This window comes from Mesorhizobium sp. CNPSo 4670, from assembly GCF_057784235.1.
The window spans coordinates 78,554-93,837 of sequence record NZ_JBWJFQ010000016.1; the positions used below are offsets into that span (position 1 = coordinate 78,554).

A 15,284-nucleotide genomic window follows, 5' to 3' on the forward strand; every position below is an offset into this window, starting at 1 on the left:
TCGCTTCAGCCACCTGAGAGCGCCTTTTCCAGCTCCGGCAGGATGGCGAACAGATCACCCACGAGGCCGTAGTCGGCAACCTGGAAGATCGGGGCCTCCTCGTCCTTGTTGATGGCGACGATGACCTTCGAATCCTTCATGCCGGCCAGGTGCTGGATGGCGCCGGAAATCCCGACCGCGATGTAGAGATCGGGGGCGACGACCTTGCCGGTCTGACCGACCTGCCAGTCGTTCGGCGCATAGCCGGCATCGACAGCGGCGCGGCTGGCGCCGACGGCGGCACCGAGCTTGTCGGCAACCGGCAGGATGACCTCCTGGAATTTTTCCGCCGAACCCAGCGCACGACCCCCAGAGATGATGATCTTGGCCGAGGTCAGTTCTGGACGGTCGGTGTCGGAGAGCTTGTTCTCGACGAAGGACGATACACACGGGTCGGCTGCCGCCGAGATAATCTCGACGGCAGCCGCATTGCCTTGGGAGGCGACGGAAAATGAAGCGGTGCGCACCGTGATGACCTTCTTGGCGTCGGTCGACTGTACGGTCTGGATGGCGTTGCCGGCGTAGATCGGCCGCTTGAAAGTGTCGGGCGACACCACTTCGATGATCTCGGAGACCTGCGCGACATCGAGCAGGGCGGCCACGCGCGGCGCGACATTCTTGCCCGATGAGGTCGCCGGCGCGATGATGGTGTCGTAACCGCCGGCGAGCGACACGACGAGGGCCGCCGTCGGTTCGGCGAGGCGCTCGGCCAGTTCGTCGGCTTCGGCGAGCAGCACCTTGCTGACACCCTTCAGCTTGGCGGCGGCATCGGCAGCGCCCTTGGCGCCCTTGCCGGCCACCAGCACATGCACATCCGAGCCGATCTGCAAGGCCGCCGAAAGCGCCTTGGCGGTCTGGTCGGAAAGGCTGGCGTTGTCGTGTTCGGCGATGAGGAGAATTGCCATTTTATCTGTTCCTTTCCCGATCGCTTACAACACGCCGGCTTCGTTCTTGAGCTTGTCGACCAGTTCGGCGACGCTCTTGACCTTGACGCCTGCCTTGCGGCCGCCGGGCTCTTCGGTCTTGACGACCTTGAGGCGCGGCTTGACGTCGGCGCCGTAGTCAGCCGGGCTCTTTTCGTCGAGCTGCTTCTTCTTGGCCTTCATGATGTTGGGCAGCGAGGCATAGCGCGGCTGGTTGAGGCGCAGGTCGGCGGTGATGATCGCCGGCATCTTCAATTCCACAGTCTGCAGGCCGCCGTCGACTTCGCGCGTCACCGTGGCCTTGTCGCCGTCGAGCACAACCTTGGAGGCGAACGTGCCCTGCGCCCAGCCAAGCAGGGCCGCCAGCATCTGGCCGGTCTGGTTCGAATCGTCGTCGATCGCCTGCTTGCCGAGGATGACGAAGCCGGGCTGTTCGGCGTCGACGACGCCCTTCAGCACCTTGGCGACGCCGAGCGGCTCGGTCTGTTCGTCGGTCTTGACCAGGATGGCACGGTCGGCGCCCATGGCGAGCGCGGTGCGCAAGGTTTCCTGCGCCTGCTGCGGGCCGATCGACACGACGATGATCTCTTCTGCCTTGCCGGCTTCCTTGAGCCGGATCGCCTCTTCCACCGCGATTTCGTCGAACGGGTTCATCGCCATTTTCACATTGGCAAGCTCAACCGCCGAACCGTCGGCCTTCACGCGAACCTTGACGTTCGCATCCACAACCCGCTTCACGGGCACAAGCACTTTCATCGATTTTCCCTTAGTCACTAAGACGCGGTAGCTGTACGGGCGTACTGCATGAGGTTGAAGTCGGGTTTTAGAAACAATTCACGCCGGAGCTCGACACGAGCTCCGAAGAGCCGGCGCGCGGCCATATGCGTTTTTGCGTCATTCATCGTGTCGACGGCCACGGCCAAGCCGTCGCGAAAGTACCAAAACGCCGAAGAGCCCGGTTGCACGGACACCGGGAGGATATCATCGTAGTCAAGTGCCAGACCAGCTGTTTGCAACTTGGTGTCGTATTGGTCGCTCCAAAACCAAGGGACAGGCTCGTATGCCACCGGTCTGCCCATAATGGCACTTGCGACCGCGACGCCCTGCTCGATGGCGTTTTGTACCGATTCGAGGCGGATTAGCCGACCGCCAAAAGGAAAAGCGGCACAATCGCCAGCCGCATAGATGTCGGGGGCGGATGTCTGCCCGTATCTGTCAACAACGATGCCATTCTCGACTGTCAGGCCGGTTTCCGCGGCGAGCTCGACATTCGCCACGCCACCAATCGCAACCAGCACCAAATCGGCAGGAAGCATCCTCCCGCTTTGCAAATATACGCTCGAGACTTTGCCGCTGTCGCCAGAAAATCCTGACAGTTGCTCATTGGTTAGGATGGTCGCACCGTGGTGCACATGGAGGTCTTCGATCGCTTGAGCTGTTGGAGCGCCCGCGACGCGCTTGAGGACACGGTCGGCCATTTCGACAATGGTAACTCCATGGCCCATTCGAACAGCAATCGAAGCAACTTCCAGCCCCACAAAACCGCCGCCAACGACGACGATGCGCTTTCCACTTGCTAACGCGCGCCGAAGGCGATCGGCGTCCGCGATGCTCCTCAGGGTCACAATCCCGTCGAGGCCGTGCGTCATCGCTTCCGGAAGGGTCCGTGCCCGCGAGCCTGTGGTTAAAACGAGTTTGGTATAAGCATAGCTTCTGCCGGCCGATGTTGTAACACTTCGGTTGCCCCGATCGACGGAGGTAACCCGGCTGCCCCGCTCGAGCACAATTCCAGCTTTTGCGAAGAACTCCTGAGGACGAAATTCCAATCGCTCCGCTGTTGTCTCGCCCTTCAGGTAGGCCTTGGACAGCGGCGGCCTTTGGTAGGGCAGCCATGGCTCATCACCAAGCATGGTAACGGCGCCCTCGTAGCCGCAGTCGCGTAATCTTACGGCACATGAGAGCGCAGCCTGCCCCGTGCCGACAATGACAACATTGTCCTGCATATATTCCTCAGGGATTTTTGTGCTCTATGCTGCCAGCACCCTAGTGGCAGCGTGATCGATTGCTTCTTTCGTCCAGGCCAGATCACTGTCGGTCAGGGCAAGGGATGGGTAGATCTTACCCGGAGACTTGAAAATCCCCTTCTCACGCAGGGCGGTATTGAATCTACCGGCCGCCGCGGAATTGCCTTTTGCGACGTCTTGATATGATTTCACGGTTTGCTCGGTGAAGACCACGTCAAACAGCACTGGATCGCCAACGATCTGGTAAGCGGCAGCGGTTTGGTCGAGCGCGCTGCTGAGCATGCCCATGACCGCTACGCCATATTCTCGAAGTCGGTCGTAGCTACCGGGTCGACGCAGGATCTCCAAGGTTTTGAGGCCGGCCACAGCGGCAAGTGGATTACCGCTTAGCGTCCCGATCTGAAGCGTGAACCCGTCCTTCCCAACAGCGGCTCTGTCGAAGTGGGCCATGATCTCCGTCTTCCCCGCAACTGCTGCAAGCGGAAGGCCGCCGCCGATGATCTTGCCCAAGGTGCATAAATCCGGCACCACGCCATATCGCTCCTGAGCGCCGCCGTAGGCCAGGCGGAATCCGGTGACAACTTCGTCGAAGATTAGAACGATGCCTCGCTTCGACGATTCCTCGCGCAATGTCTCCAGGAAGCCTTGCGCCGGCGGGATCAAGCGCTGGAGCGGCTCTACGATGATCCCGGCAATCTTCGAGCCATGCTCGGCCAGGAATTGACGCAGGAATTCAACGTCATTGAAGGGCGCGACGAAGACGCCGTCCCGGACTTGCTCCGGAATCCCAGCCGAGTCTGGAACACCGTTGGGATAATTCTCAATTCGGTCCGGAAAAACGCTGATAAGCGCTTCAGACGACATCCCGTGATAGCCGCCCTCAAACTTTAGTATCTTATCGCGACCAGTATGCGCTCGTGCGAGGCGCATGGCGTACATGTCCGCCTCGCCGCCCGTCGAAACATATCGAAGCTTTTCTGCACACGGCACCGCCTCGCAGATGATTTCCGCAAGTTCGATCGCATGCCTGTTGCTGGCGAAAAAGGTAAGCCCCCTCGTCGCTTGCTCGCGAATGGCCTCGATCACCTCGGGATTGTCGTGACCTAGGATCATAGGTCCCGAGCCTATCAAAAAGTCGATATACTCCTTGCCATTCTCGTCCCAGACATGAGCGCCATGGCCTTCTCGTATGACGATGGAAGGATCAAAATTTCCAAATCCACCGCCGGGTAAGACTGCCTTCGCCCGGCTCACCCAATCGCTTTGTGTGGCACTAGCATTCCCGACGGTGTCAAGCATGTGCCGCAACCTTCTTGGACGGGCTTGAGCTTTCAGCATCAACCCGTGGATGTTCATTGTTGGGATCGAAGACGGCGTCGCCGAGAACTGACGCCGCTCGAGGCTCGCCGAGCACCATGACCTGCAAATTCGTTCCGACCTGCGCAGCTTCGGGAGCGACATAGGCGAAGGCCAGGATTTTCCCCGCAGTCGAGGAATAAGCAATGGAGCTGACGGAGCCGACCTGCCGATCACCCAGCAACACCGCTTCGCCGCCATTGCCATCGGACACGCCGTCGGCTTCGATGGCAAGATAAGCGCAAATCCAACTCGGCCCTCTCTCCATTGCTTCCAACGTCGCCTGCTTTCCGGCAAATTGTGGCTTGTCCAACTTCACGAAACGCATGACGTCGGCCTCTGGCAGCGTCACTTCATTGGTCAATTCTCCTGCTCCCTTGAACATCTTTTCCAAGCGCATGACGTTCATTGCGAATGAGCCGTAGTCGACTAAGCCGAAGGCGCTGCCGGTGGCGTGCAGGGCATCGTAGATAGCCGGCAGGCTTTCTCTAGAGGCATGGAATTCCCAGCCCAGCTCGCCCGCATAGGACATGCGAAACGCCCAAACCTTCTGCCCCGCGACTTCGATTTCCTGAGCCGTCAGCCAGGGAAAAGCCGCGTTTGTAAGATCAACCTGGGTATTCGGTCCCAGAATGTCACGTGACCGTGGCCCGTTAAGCGCAAGCGCGCCCCACCTATCCGAAAGATTGGTAATGGTCACGGATTCGTTCGCCGTACGCGCAAACGTCAGGTGGTCCAGGAGGCGCTGTTCGAAGAAGGCAGCGCAGGTGAAGTAGAAGCTGTCATCCGCCAAGCGAACGATCGTCGTTTCCAGTTCGATGCGACCTCTATCGTTAAGCAAATGCGTAAGAGCAATTCGGCCGGTTTTCGACGGGAGCCGGTTCGGTATCAGTCGATCAACGAACCCGGCAGCATCCGGGCCGGACACCTGAACCTTCGAGAAGGCTGAGATATCCATCAGGCCGGCACATTCGCGCACCCCATTGACTTCCTTCTGAACGAGCGGAAACCAGGCGGGCCGTCGAAACGAGTAGTAGTCTTTCTGCTCAAGACCGTCCCTCGCGAACCAGCGAGGGCGCTCCCAACCATATACCTCTTCGAACACAGCACCGCGCTTCTGCAGGCGGTCGTAAAGTGCGCTTGGCTTGACCGGCCGTCCATCATGACGGTTGAGGTGCGGGAAGGGTATTTCATGGCGCAGAAGGTAATCTTCTTTTGCCTTGGTGGCCTGATAGGCTGAATCGGCAAACTTGCCAAAACGCCGTGGGTCGTAGTCGCGCATGTTGATGTCGGCGGCGCCGTGAACCATCCAACGGGCCAGTTCGCGCGTCAGCCCTGGCCCCCAACCGATGCCAATCTGACAGCCGCAATTGAGCCAAAAGTTCTTCAGTCCCGGCGCTGGGCCGATCAGTGGGTTCCCGTCCGGGGGGTGAGAAATGGCACCATGCACAGCCCGCTTGATGCCGAGCTGGGAAAGCACGGGCATCCGACCCATCGCATTTTCAAGCCAAGGCATGATGCGATCGTAATCAGGCTCGAACAGCTCATGCTCGGCTTCCCATGGACAGCCTTCGATCCAGACAGCATTGGGCTTCGCCTTCTCGTAGATGCCAATCAGGCCAGATTTCTGCTCCATCCGGATGTAACCGGATACCAACCGATCATCCCGAACGACAGGAAGCTCCTTCTCTAGCGTCATGAATTCCGGAACCGTGTCCGTTATCAAGTAATGGTGGGTCATGGAGGTGGTGGGGACATCGAGCCCAACCCATTTGCCAACCTGGCGCGCGTAAGTGCCGCCCGCGTTAACGACATGCTCGCAAACGATCTCGCCCTGTTCCGTAAAGACGCGCCATTCGCCGTTGGGCTCTGGCTTTACGTCCATGACCCGACATTGGCGAACGATCTTAGCTCCGAGCTGACGTGCACCTTGCGCGAGTGCGAAGGTGGCACCGGAAGGGTCAACATGGCCGTCCTCGGGCGTGTACAAGGCCGCCTGCACGCCTTCGAGATTGTAAAAGGGATGAAGCTGTCTGATGCGCTCCAGATCTACCAACTCCATGGTGAAGCCCAGCGCCTTTCCGACGCTCAAGGTCTGACGGAGCCAGTCAAGTTCGTCATCCGAGTAAGCCAGCCGTAAAGAGCCACAGCCATGCCAGGTTACGGATTGTCCGGTCTCCTTTTCTAGCACCTTGGAATAGAGATCGATGTTGTAGCCGACGCATTTTCCGAGTGAAAAACTAGAGGTCGAATGTGTGATCTGCCCGGCGGCATGCCACGTCGATCCTGACGTTAATTCGGCCTTCTCCAACAATACGATGTCGGTCCAGCCTTCATGCGCAAGGTGGTAGGCGAGGCCGCATCCCATGATGCCTCCGCCTATGATTACTACCCGCGCGTGAGATATGCTCATTGTCGTCTCCCGAGAAAACTGCCTGTAGACAGGGCTATCGAACAAGTGTACGATTGTCAAGGATGAAACACATGACTGTACCAAAGGTAAAAACAGCCACAATGGTTCTCGACGCTCTGACGAGCCGGCTATCTACATTCACTCCCGAGTTGCAGAAGGCAGCTGCCCACGTGCTCGAGAATTCGAACATGATCAGCATCACGTCGATTAGAAGCATGGCGCAAGGCGCGGACGTAAAGCCCAATACGCTGGTGCGAATGGCGCGCGCGCTTGGTTTTGAGGGTTACGAGGATTTTCGAAAACCCTTTCGCGAGCAAGTGATGCGCGGACGCGAGGATTTTCCCGACCGGGCTCGCTGGCTGCAGTCGCTATCCAAAGGCGGAAAACTGGCCAGCCTCTATAGCCAGATGGCATCGACGTCGATCGAGAATATCGAGGGTCTGTTTTCGGGAACGAGCGCGACCGAGATCAAGCAACTGGCGGATGCCATTGTAAAGGCGCGCACCACCTACGTCTTGGGCTTGGGCTTTGCCAGTTCGGTAGCCCGAAATTTCGCCTATCTGGCAAGCATGGCAGTGGACAGCGTCGTTGCGATTCCGCGCGAGGGATCGCTTCCTGTCGACGGGTTGGTTCGCGCCGAGAAAGGCGATCTCCTGATAGCGATGACGTTCAAGCCGTACCGGCGCGAGGTCGTCGAGGCCGTGGAGTTGGCTCGCGCCTATGGCATCAAGGTCGTTGGCATCTCCGACAGTCCCGCGTCGCCTATCCTGGCCCGCGCCGACCAACGTTTCGTCATCCCGACCGACACGCCGCAGTTTTTCCCGTCGACCGTTGCCTTGACGGCGCTTTTTGAAACGATCGTTGCTTTCGTGGTGGCTGAAGCGGCGGCCGATGCAGTCAGTAATATCGAGCGGTTTCATAAACGCCGCTACGAGCTTGGTGTCTATTGGAAAGAGGAACCACGATGAACGTTTCGTCCGAGCCGCCGAAGCCCCTGCGATCGCTGGAAGCGCGGTACTATACCGACCCTACCATCTTCGCCAAGGAAGAAGACGGACTTCTGAGCCGGACGTGGCAATTCGCAGGCCATTCCTCTTTGGTGGAGAAACCTGGCGATTACTTCACCTTTGAGCTCGCAGGGCAAAACCTGTTTTGCATTCGCGACAGAGATAGCCAGGTCCGCGCTTTTTACAATGTATGCCAGCATCGCGCGCACGAACTGGTACGGGGAAGCGGGAACGCTCGGCTTCTTGTATGCCCCTACCACGCCTGGACCTATGAACTCACGGGCAAGCTGCGAGGCGGGCCCAACGTCAATGCCGTCCCAGGGTTCGATCGCAACGACATCTGTCTGACGAGCGTGAACGTCGAACTGTTTTGCGGATTCGTTTTTGTCAATCTCGATCCGCACGCCAAACCGATGGACGAATGGTTCCCAAAAGTTCGCCAGGAGCTGACGGAATTTGTCCCTCACATCGACCAGCTGAAGCCTCTGGAATGGGTCGAGATTCCTGAAAGCTGCAACTGGAAGGTATCGATCGAGAACTATTCCGAATGCTACCACTGTGCTCTGAATCATAAGACGTTTGCTACCGGGGTTATAAAGCCCGAAACATATGACATCCAGCCTCAGGGCTATTGTCTGCGTCATACTACCGAATGCCAGAATCTCGACCGAATGAGTTATCCCATTGACCTCAACGCCAATGCGCGCGCTGGGGAATATTCATCCTGGTTTCTTTGGCCGACATTTTCCTTTCAGGTTTATCCCGGCAACATTCTCAACACCTATCACTGGCGCATTAAGAATGTCGACGAAGTCGTCGTCTGGCGTGGTTGGTATACGATCGACGGAGCCGAGTCCGACATCATCCGAAAATTGGCGATCCAGGACAGGGCGACAACCGTCGAAGAGGATATCCATATCGTCGAAGCCGTCCAGCGCGGCTTGCACAGTCGCGGGTACAGACCGGGTCCGCTCGTTATCGATCCGAACTGCGGTGTGAACTCCGAGCACTCGGTACGAATGTTGCAGCAGTGGATGCGTGAAGGTGTCGATGTCTGAGATCAAGGCCTATTGGAAGAACTACATAGATGGCGAGTGGGCCGACGGCGGTGCCGGAAATCTCACCGTCGATGATCCTGCAACTGGAGAGGCGCTTGCGCAGCAAGCCTTGGCGAGCGCGCAAGACGTTGATCGCGCGGTAAAGGCTGCCAAGGCCTGTCATGAGTCCGGCGCGTTGACAGAAATGCGCCCCGTCAAGCGGGGGCGAATGGTGCGGGCGATGGGCACCTATCTGCTCGATCATATCGATGAGATTGCCTATGTCCTATGCCGCGAAGCGGGCAAACCGCTTTGGGAGGCCCACATCGAGGTGGAAGGGGCGGCTCGATATTTCGAGTATTACGGCAATCAGTGCGAAACGATCGAAGGTCGTTCCATACCTCTCGGAGACAGCTACTACGATTTCACGGTCTATGAACCGTTCGGCGTATCCGCGCATGTCGTCCCCTGGAACTATCCACTCGAGATGACCGCACGCTCGTTGTCGGCGGCTCTGACAGCGGGCAACGCGTGCGTCGTAAAGACGCCTGAACTCGACCCTCTGACCAATTCTTTCATCGCAAGCGCAGCCGAGTACGCGGGGCTGCCGCGGGGGGCGGTGAACATTCTCTGCGGCTTGGGCCGCGAGGCGGGCGGGACCCTCGTCAGCCACCCCGACGTAAATCAGATTGTTTTCACCGGGTCGGTTCCCACAGGGGTCAGTATCGCGTCGGCCGCCGCAAAAAATGTGGTTCCGTGCGTGCTTGAACTGGGCGGTAAATCGGCAGCGATCGCTTGGCCGGACGCGAACCTGGACAACCTTGTGTCGAATGTCCGTTGGGGGATCTTCTTCAACGCCGGCCAAGTGTGTTCCGCTATGTCTCGCCTGATCGTGCATGAGGATGTGCACGATGAAGTGGTTGAACGCGTTGCGGACATGGCGCGCTCCATTTCAGCAGGTCCTGGCGTGGATAGGCCCGATTTCGGTCCCAACATGGGCGCCATGATTTCGGACGCGCAGCGCAATCGAGCTGAATCCATGTGCCGGCAAGCCGAGCGGCAGGGAGGTCGGGCGGTCGTCGGTGGCAGGCGCCTCAACCGTCCAGGATTTTTCTTGGAGCCGACCGTCTTCGACAACGTAACACCGGATATGACGATCGCACGGGAGGAGGTCTTTGGGCCTGTTCTCTCGGTTTTGAAGTTCGGCAGTGACGATGAGGCGCTGCGTCTGGCGAACGGCACCGATTATGGCTTGGTCTCCGGCATCTTCACGGCAGATGTCGATCGCGCAATGAAGAATGCGCGGCGCTTAAGAGCCGGACAGGTGTTCGTCAATGAGTGGTACGCCGGGGGCGTCGAGACACCTTTTGGTGGCTACGGCAAATCCGGCTACGGCCGCGAAAAAGGCCGAGAGGCGCTTTGGAACTACCTGCAAACCAAAAACATCGCGATTGCCATTCGCTGAAGGAGAACTCCGTTGCAACAGGATTTGTTTGACGTCGGTCTTGCCAAGCGCAAGGCCACGTTAGGTGCAAAGTACGTCGAAGCCAATCTCGCTGCGGCCGATGATTTCACCCGGCCCTTTCAAGAGGCGATGACAGCATGGTGTTGGGGTTTTGGTTGGGGAGATGAGACGATCGACGCGAAAACGCGCTCGCTGATGAACCTCGCCATGATCGGCGCTTTGGGCAAAATGCAGGAATGGGAAACCCATTGCCGTGGCGCCATTACCAATGGCGTGTCAACTGACGAAATCCGCGCTGTTATCCACGTTGTCGGCATCTATTGCGGCGTTCCCCAGGCGCTCGAGTGCTTTCGCGTTGCCCGCAAAGTGCTGCAGGAGCAAGGGATGCTATGAAGATCACCAGCATTACCGTCTGGCAGGTAGACCTGCCTCTTTCGAAACCGTATTGGCTGTCGGGAGGACGGCTCCGCTTCGACAAGCTCGACAGCACGTTCGTCCGGATCGACACCGATGAGGACGTATCGGGTTGGGGTGAAGGCTGCCCCTGGGGGAACACCTATCTACCCGCCCATGGGCCCGGTATTCGTGCTGGAATTGGAACGCTGGCGCCCTCTCTATTGGGCCAGGATCCTTGCGCGCTCGACGCCATCAATCGGACGATGGACGTTGCCTTGCCTGGCCACCTCTATGTCAAATCGGCACTCGACATGGCGTGCTGGGACATACTGGGGCGCGTTTCTGGAATGCCTCTTTGGCGGTTGTTTGGGGGCGACAAAGCCGATCCGGTTGCCGTCAACTCGTCTATTTCCACCGGATCGAACGACGAGATGATCGCGCTGATCCGTCAGGCCTACGAGCATGGATATCGGACGCATTCGGCGAAGGTTGGTGGCAGTGACCCTGTCGTTGACATCTCGAGGATAGAGGCAATCGAAGCGGCTTTGCGTCCAGACGAAATTGTCACCTATGACGTGAACCGCGCCTGGGTTCCTGCGGTCGCGGTTCAAGTCCTGAACAATGTCGCCTTGCGTGGATGGGTAGAGCAGCCTTGCGAAACCCTTGCGCAATGCGCGCGAGTGGCAAGCCGGGTGAAACAGCCTATTATGCTCGATGAGTGTCTGCATACCTTCCAGGATCATCTTGATGCATGGAAGCTCGGTGCGTGCGAGGGCGTCAAGGTGAAGCCTAATCGCGTTGGCGGGCTGACCAAGGCAAGGCAGATACGCGACTTCGGCGTGTCGGTCGGCTGGCAGATGCATTTGGAGGATCTCGGGGGATCCGCCCTAGCTGACACGGCAGCCATACACCTTGCGTCCTCCACCCCGCGCGAAAACAGGCTGGCGAGCTGGCTTTGTCATCACCATCTGGCCGTCGATCCTGTTCCAGGTCAAGGGGCGCGGAATGTCAAAGGCTATGCTACGCCCCCCTCGGCCCCCGGCCTAGGAGTGAGCCCCGACGCCGACCGGCTTGGGACACCGGTATCAACGTTCCATTCCGGGAGACTTACGTGAGCTCACAATCCGTGATGCGTGCCGTTGTACTTACTGGCCACGGCGGCCTGGATAAACTCCACTACCGGGAAGATTGGCCCATTCCGGCGCCGGCCGCTGGGCAGGTTCTGATCAGGGTCGGTGCCTGTGGTTTGAACAACACGGACATCAACACTCGCACGGCTTGGTATTCCAAATCGGTAACAGACGGAATTACGCCATCGACCGGCAGCGATGGCTTTGCCAACGCTCGATCAGAGGAAGGAAGCTGGGGTGGTGCGCCGGTTCGGTTCCCTTTGATCCAGGGCGCTGATGTCGCTGGCACCATCGTTGGTGTCGGTGAGGGGGTGGATCCCGCGCGTGTTGGTGAGCGGGTTATTGTGGATCCCTGGTTGCTTGGCACCGGTGATTGGATGGACCTTGCCAATGCGATCTATTTCGGATCGGAGTGCGACGGCGGCTTTGCCGAATATACGGTGATACGCTCCGGCAATGCGCTGCGTATCAACACCGAGCTTTCCGATGCCGAGCTTGCAACATTCCCCTGCGCGTACACGACGGCGGAGAACCTGGTTGCGCGAACGGATCTTCGACCCGGCGAGACAGTGGTGATCGCGGGAGCTTCGGGCGGAGTAGGGTCAGCTGCTGTGCAGCTGTGTCGGCTGCGCGGAGCGCGGGTCATTGCTATAGCGAGCCCGTCGAAGATGGCCGGTCTCAGGGAACTTGGCGCCTATGCGGTGGTTGATCGAAACACACCGGTGCTATCTGACGCAATTCGGTCAGCGGTAGGCGGCCAGGTCGATGTCGCGATTGACGTTGTCGGAGGCAAAATTTTCAGTCATCTCATTGAGGCTTTGCGCCAAGGAGGACGGTACTCCAGCTGCGGCGCCATTTCAGGGCCCACAGTCGAGTTCGATTTGCGACAGCTCATCTACAAGGATCTGCAACTCACTGGCGCAACCATTGTGCCACCTGGCACGGCTAAGCGACTTGTAGGCCTCATTGAGCAGGGACTACTGAAGCCGCTGCTGGCAGCGCAGTACCCTTTGCGGGAGCTCCGTCAAGCGCAGCAGTTGTTTATGGAAAAACGGCACGTCGGGAACATCGTGGTCACCACGTCCTAACACTATTTTGGCAGATTTTTAGCGGAGAGGGTTCTGCGGCAGTGGGGACAACGGATTGGGGGCGGCAGCGCGAGCGCGGTGAGGATGGCGTGCCTGACGACGGGTGGGCTTGGTTGGGGCGGCGGGTCAAGGATTCTTTTCCCCCTCCCGTTTGTTTGAGACGGTCGAGACTGCATCTCGGCGCCCAGATGTGCATCGAGGATAACGTGGGGATCTGACGTCACCACTGGAGCATTGCTTCACTTGGCCGCCGCCACCCCCGTAAGCTGGCTCTTGAACACCTGCAACCTGTCCGGATATGTTGCGCCGGGCCTGGACCCTGGCGCATCCGCGCGCAGTGGCGGGGAGATATCGCCGCCTGACGGACCGGAGATCGGCGTCAATCCTGACGCTGACGTGCTCGGTCAATCGAGTACAATTATTGACTAGGCCGACACAACGGAGCCCTGCCAAAAATGAAGATCACTTCAGTTGATATCTATCGCAAGAACCTCACCTACATCGGCGGCGTGTACAAATGGGGCCGAGGTAATGCAATCGCGACCGCTCGATCGACGGTCGTGGTTATCGGCACCGATGCTGGCCTCACAGGCGCGGGCGAATTCTGCCCCTGCGGGGAAAACTATATGGAAGCCCATGGCGAAGGGACTGAAGCGGCTGCGAGACTGCTAGCGCCTGCTATCATGGGGCATGATCCACGGCAGGTCGGGGTGATTGAAAGGATCATGGACAACACAATACGCGGTCATGGATATGCCAAGGCCCCATTCGACGCAGCCTGTTGGGACCTTCTCGGCAAAGCGGTCGAGCAGCCTGTGTGGATGCTGCTTGGGGGACGGCATACGCATGGCGCTCCCCTCTATAAGGTTGCGCCTCAAAAAGCGCCCGAGGACATGGTCGTTGAGATGAACAGCCTTCGCCAGCAGGGCTATCGACAGTTTCAAATTAAGGTCGGCGCCAACTGGGTAGACGATATAGAACGCATTCGCGCAACCGTGCCCAATCTGCTTGCGGGCGAAAAGGCCTTTGCCGATGCAAACCAAGGATGGCGCGTCGACGAAGCCCTCAGCGTAGGGAAGGCCACCCGTGACCTTGACTATATCATGGAGCAGCCTTGCCAGACCTATGACGAGTGCCTTCAGGTAAGGCGCAAGGTCGATCTGCCGATGAAGCTCGATGAATGCATTGACAGCTTCGATATGGTGAGACGCGTCATTGCGGATCGCTCGGCGGAAGTCATTTGTCTAAAGATCTCGAAGCAAGGCGGTCTTTCCAAGGCGCGCCGCATGCGGGACATGCTTATTGATAATCGCATCCCCGTTGTTTCCGAAGATAGCTGGGGCGGCGAAATCACCACGGCAGCCGTTGCGCATTTTGCCGCCTCCACCCCAAATGAGTTCCTGATCAATACGACGGATTTGCATAACTACAATAACGAGCACACCGGCACTCCCGCCCCATTAACCAGGGAGGGGAAGATGTTTGCATCGGGCGCGCCTGGACTGGGTGTCGAGCCCGACTTCGAGAGCTTGGGTGGGCCGGTCGCGTCCTACAGCTAGTCTCCCATGTTCCCTGACAGGCTGAAGGCGACAGGGAACAACTGCTGCTTTGCGCAAGTGACCGGATTGGCCGGAACTGCACTGGGCACATCCCTGGTGGCATACCGCCAGCCTGTAGGAACAATCTGGTTCCTACAGGCTGCGACACTCCGGCTTCGAGCGCAGCATCTTCGCAGCTCAGCCCCGCGGCGATCGCCCGCAAAAATCTATCTGTTCATAGCGCCCCGCTGCCGATGTTCTCTCCCGCATCGCCGACACGCCGGGCACACGGCTCGAGGACTTGCTTCCCTGAAATTGGGGCCCCTTGACGATCGCAGCAGATAAAGCTGCCTGATCTGGGCCAAAAAAGAGGCCATCAAATGGGATATCGCAACTCTGCGCTTTACACCCTCAAATATGTGGCCGAGATGCTCGAAGAGGACGAAGACTTTTTGCGCGATTGCTCGATCGAGATGTTCTCTGAAGACCCACGCCTGAGCGCCTACGACGACTATCCCGCGTCCGAATTAAGCGAACCTATCGTCGTCTTCACCGAGACGGCATCGACAACCTTCGGCATATCGTCGACGAGCGCAGGGCTGCGGGTCACGCACCGCGGAAACCTACCGCAGAAAACTGTTGCCCGAAATCATAGCCACCGCGGCCCTCGCCGAATGTTTACCCTAATCGATGTTCATCAGCCTCCGCAGCACGAGGGCTGCCGAGTGTCGCCTCGGTTTCCAACTATGCCAGAATCTGAGCCTCATAGGGCACCCATAAAAGGCCGTATCGGCGGACAAGCCTTATCCCAAGAAACCGAGCATGCTTGAGCCCGGATGGATAAGTTGATCCTCCCAATTTAGCTATA

The 15,284-nt window shown here is 58.6% G+C and carries 13 protein-coding genes; 8 read left to right on the forward strand and 5 right to left on the reverse strand.

Annotation, left to right across the window (positions count from 1 at the left end):
• Positions 1 to 5: 5 nt before the first annotated feature.
• The 5 genes from AC0ZT5_RS24185 to AC0ZT5_RS24205 are packed head-to-tail and all read right to left on the reverse strand — an operon-like array spanning position 6 to position 6,755.
• Entirely contained in the window at positions 6 to 944 is a 939-nt protein-coding gene (locus AC0ZT5_RS24185) for an electron transfer flavoprotein subunit alpha/FixB family protein (protein ID WP_488498478.1), read from the reverse strand.
• A gap of 24 nt (positions 945 to 968) precedes the next feature.
• The gene (locus tag AC0ZT5_RS24190; RefSeq protein ID WP_488498479.1) at positions 969 to 1,718 is read right to left on the reverse strand and encodes an electron transfer flavoprotein subunit beta/FixA family protein; all 750 of its coding nucleotides are present in this window, start codon (positions 1,716 to 1,718) and stop codon (positions 969 to 971) included.
• A gap of 17 nt (positions 1,719 to 1,735) precedes the next feature.
• Positions 1,736 to 2,965, reverse strand: coding sequence for an NAD(P)/FAD-dependent oxidoreductase (locus tag AC0ZT5_RS24195; RefSeq protein ID WP_488498480.1), 1,230 nt, complete (start codon positions 2,963 to 2,965; stop codon positions 1,736 to 1,738).
• A 24-nt stretch (positions 2,966 to 2,989) separates the two neighbouring features.
• The gene (locus tag AC0ZT5_RS24200) at positions 2,990 to 4,285 is read right to left on the reverse strand and encodes an aspartate aminotransferase family protein (protein ID WP_488498481.1); all 1,296 of its coding nucleotides are present in this window, start codon (positions 4,283 to 4,285) and stop codon (positions 2,990 to 2,992) included.
• Positions 4,278 to 6,755, reverse strand: coding sequence for an FAD-dependent oxidoreductase (locus AC0ZT5_RS24205; protein WP_488498482.1), 2,478 nt, complete (start codon positions 6,753 to 6,755; stop codon positions 4,278 to 4,280). Before AC0ZT5_RS24205 ends, AC0ZT5_RS24200 begins: the two co-directional genes overlap by 8 nt.
• Before the next feature lie 71 nt (positions 6,756 to 6,826).
• Between AC0ZT5_RS24205 and AC0ZT5_RS24210 the strand changes: the two genes are divergently transcribed.
• The 8 genes from AC0ZT5_RS24210 to AC0ZT5_RS24245 all read left to right on the forward strand — a co-directional run bounded on the left by AC0ZT5_RS24210 (position 6,827) and on the right by AC0ZT5_RS24245 (position 15,246).
• Positions 6,827 to 7,723 (forward strand): MurR/RpiR family transcriptional regulator, encoded by an 897-nt coding sequence (locus AC0ZT5_RS24210; RefSeq protein ID WP_488498483.1) that lies wholly within the window; start codon positions 6,827 to 6,829, stop codon positions 7,721 to 7,723.
• A complete protein-coding gene (locus AC0ZT5_RS24215; RefSeq protein WP_488498484.1) occupies positions 7,720 to 8,820 on the forward strand; it encodes an aromatic ring-hydroxylating oxygenase subunit alpha in 1,101 nt (366 codons plus the stop codon). The genes AC0ZT5_RS24210 and AC0ZT5_RS24215 overlap by 4 nt, the downstream gene beginning before the upstream one ends.
• Positions 8,813 to 10,264 (forward strand): aldehyde dehydrogenase family protein, encoded by a 1,452-nt coding sequence (locus tag AC0ZT5_RS24220; RefSeq protein ID WP_488498485.1) that lies wholly within the window; start codon positions 8,813 to 8,815, stop codon positions 10,262 to 10,264. Before AC0ZT5_RS24215 ends, AC0ZT5_RS24220 begins: the two co-directional genes overlap by 8 nt.
• A gap of 12 nt (positions 10,265 to 10,276) precedes the next feature.
• Positions 10,277 to 10,657, forward strand: a complete 381-nt coding sequence (locus AC0ZT5_RS24225; RefSeq protein WP_488498486.1) for a carboxymuconolactone decarboxylase family protein — start codon at positions 10,277 to 10,279, stop codon at positions 10,655 to 10,657.
• A complete protein-coding gene (locus AC0ZT5_RS24230) occupies positions 10,654 to 11,775 on the forward strand; it encodes a mandelate racemase/muconate lactonizing enzyme family protein (RefSeq protein ID WP_488498487.1) in 1,122 nt (373 codons plus the stop codon). The genes AC0ZT5_RS24225 and AC0ZT5_RS24230 overlap by 4 nt, the downstream gene beginning before the upstream one ends.
• Positions 11,772 to 12,878 (forward strand): alcohol dehydrogenase family protein, encoded by a 1,107-nt coding sequence (locus AC0ZT5_RS24235; protein ID WP_488498488.1) that lies wholly within the window; start codon positions 11,772 to 11,774, stop codon positions 12,876 to 12,878. The genes AC0ZT5_RS24230 and AC0ZT5_RS24235 overlap by 4 nt, the downstream gene beginning before the upstream one ends.
• A gap of 455 nt (positions 12,879 to 13,333) precedes the next feature.
• Entirely contained in the window at positions 13,334 to 14,437 is a 1,104-nt protein-coding gene (locus AC0ZT5_RS24240) for a mandelate racemase/muconate lactonizing enzyme family protein (RefSeq protein WP_488498489.1), read from the forward strand.
• A 359-nt stretch (positions 14,438 to 14,796) separates the two neighbouring features.
• Positions 14,797 to 15,246: a hypothetical protein gene (locus AC0ZT5_RS24245; protein ID WP_488498490.1), complete on the forward strand. Its 450-nt coding sequence runs from the start codon at positions 14,797 to 14,799 to the stop codon at positions 15,244 to 15,246.
• The last annotated feature ends 38 nt before the right edge of the window (positions 15,247 to 15,284 follow it).

What these genes read in the sequence shown, in the direction of transcription:
- AC0ZT5_RS24215 (WP_488498484.1), top strand. Translation starts at nt 7,720, where the DNA reads ATGAACGTTTCGTCCGAGCCGCCGAAGCCCCTGCGATCGCTGGAAGCG.
- AC0ZT5_RS24230 (WP_488498487.1), top strand. Translation starts at nt 10,654, where the DNA reads ATGAAGATCACCAGCATTACCGTCTGGCAGGTAGACCTGCCTCTTTCG.
- AC0ZT5_RS24190 (WP_488498479.1), bottom strand. Translation starts at nt 1,718, where the DNA reads ATGAAAGTGCTTGTGCCCGTGAAGCGGGTTGTGGATGCGAACGTCAAG.
- AC0ZT5_RS24195 (WP_488498480.1), bottom strand. Translation starts at nt 2,965, where the DNA reads ATGCAGGACAATGTTGTCATTGTCGGCACGGGGCAGGCTGCGCTCTCA.
- AC0ZT5_RS24210 (WP_488498483.1), top strand. Translation starts at nt 6,827, where the DNA reads ATGACTGTACCAAAGGTAAAAACAGCCACAATGGTTCTCGACGCTCTG.
- AC0ZT5_RS24240 (WP_488498489.1), top strand. Translation starts at nt 13,334, where the DNA reads ATGAAGATCACTTCAGTTGATATCTATCGCAAGAACCTCACCTACATC.
- AC0ZT5_RS24185 (WP_488498478.1), bottom strand. Translation starts at nt 944, where the DNA reads ATGGCAATTCTCCTCATCGCCGAACACGACAACGCCAGCCTTTCCGAC.
- AC0ZT5_RS24245 (WP_488498490.1), top strand. Translation starts at nt 14,797, where the DNA reads ATGGGATATCGCAACTCTGCGCTTTACACCCTCAAATATGTGGCCGAG.
- AC0ZT5_RS24205 (WP_488498482.1), bottom strand. Translation starts at nt 6,755, where the DNA reads ATGAGCATATCTCACGCGCGGGTAGTAATCATAGGCGGAGGCATCATG.
- AC0ZT5_RS24200 (WP_488498481.1), bottom strand. Translation starts at nt 4,285, where the DNA reads ATGCTTGACACCGTCGGGAATGCTAGTGCCACACAAAGCGATTGGGTG.
- AC0ZT5_RS24220 (WP_488498485.1), top strand. Translation starts at nt 8,813, where the DNA reads ATGTCTGAGATCAAGGCCTATTGGAAGAACTACATAGATGGCGAGTGG.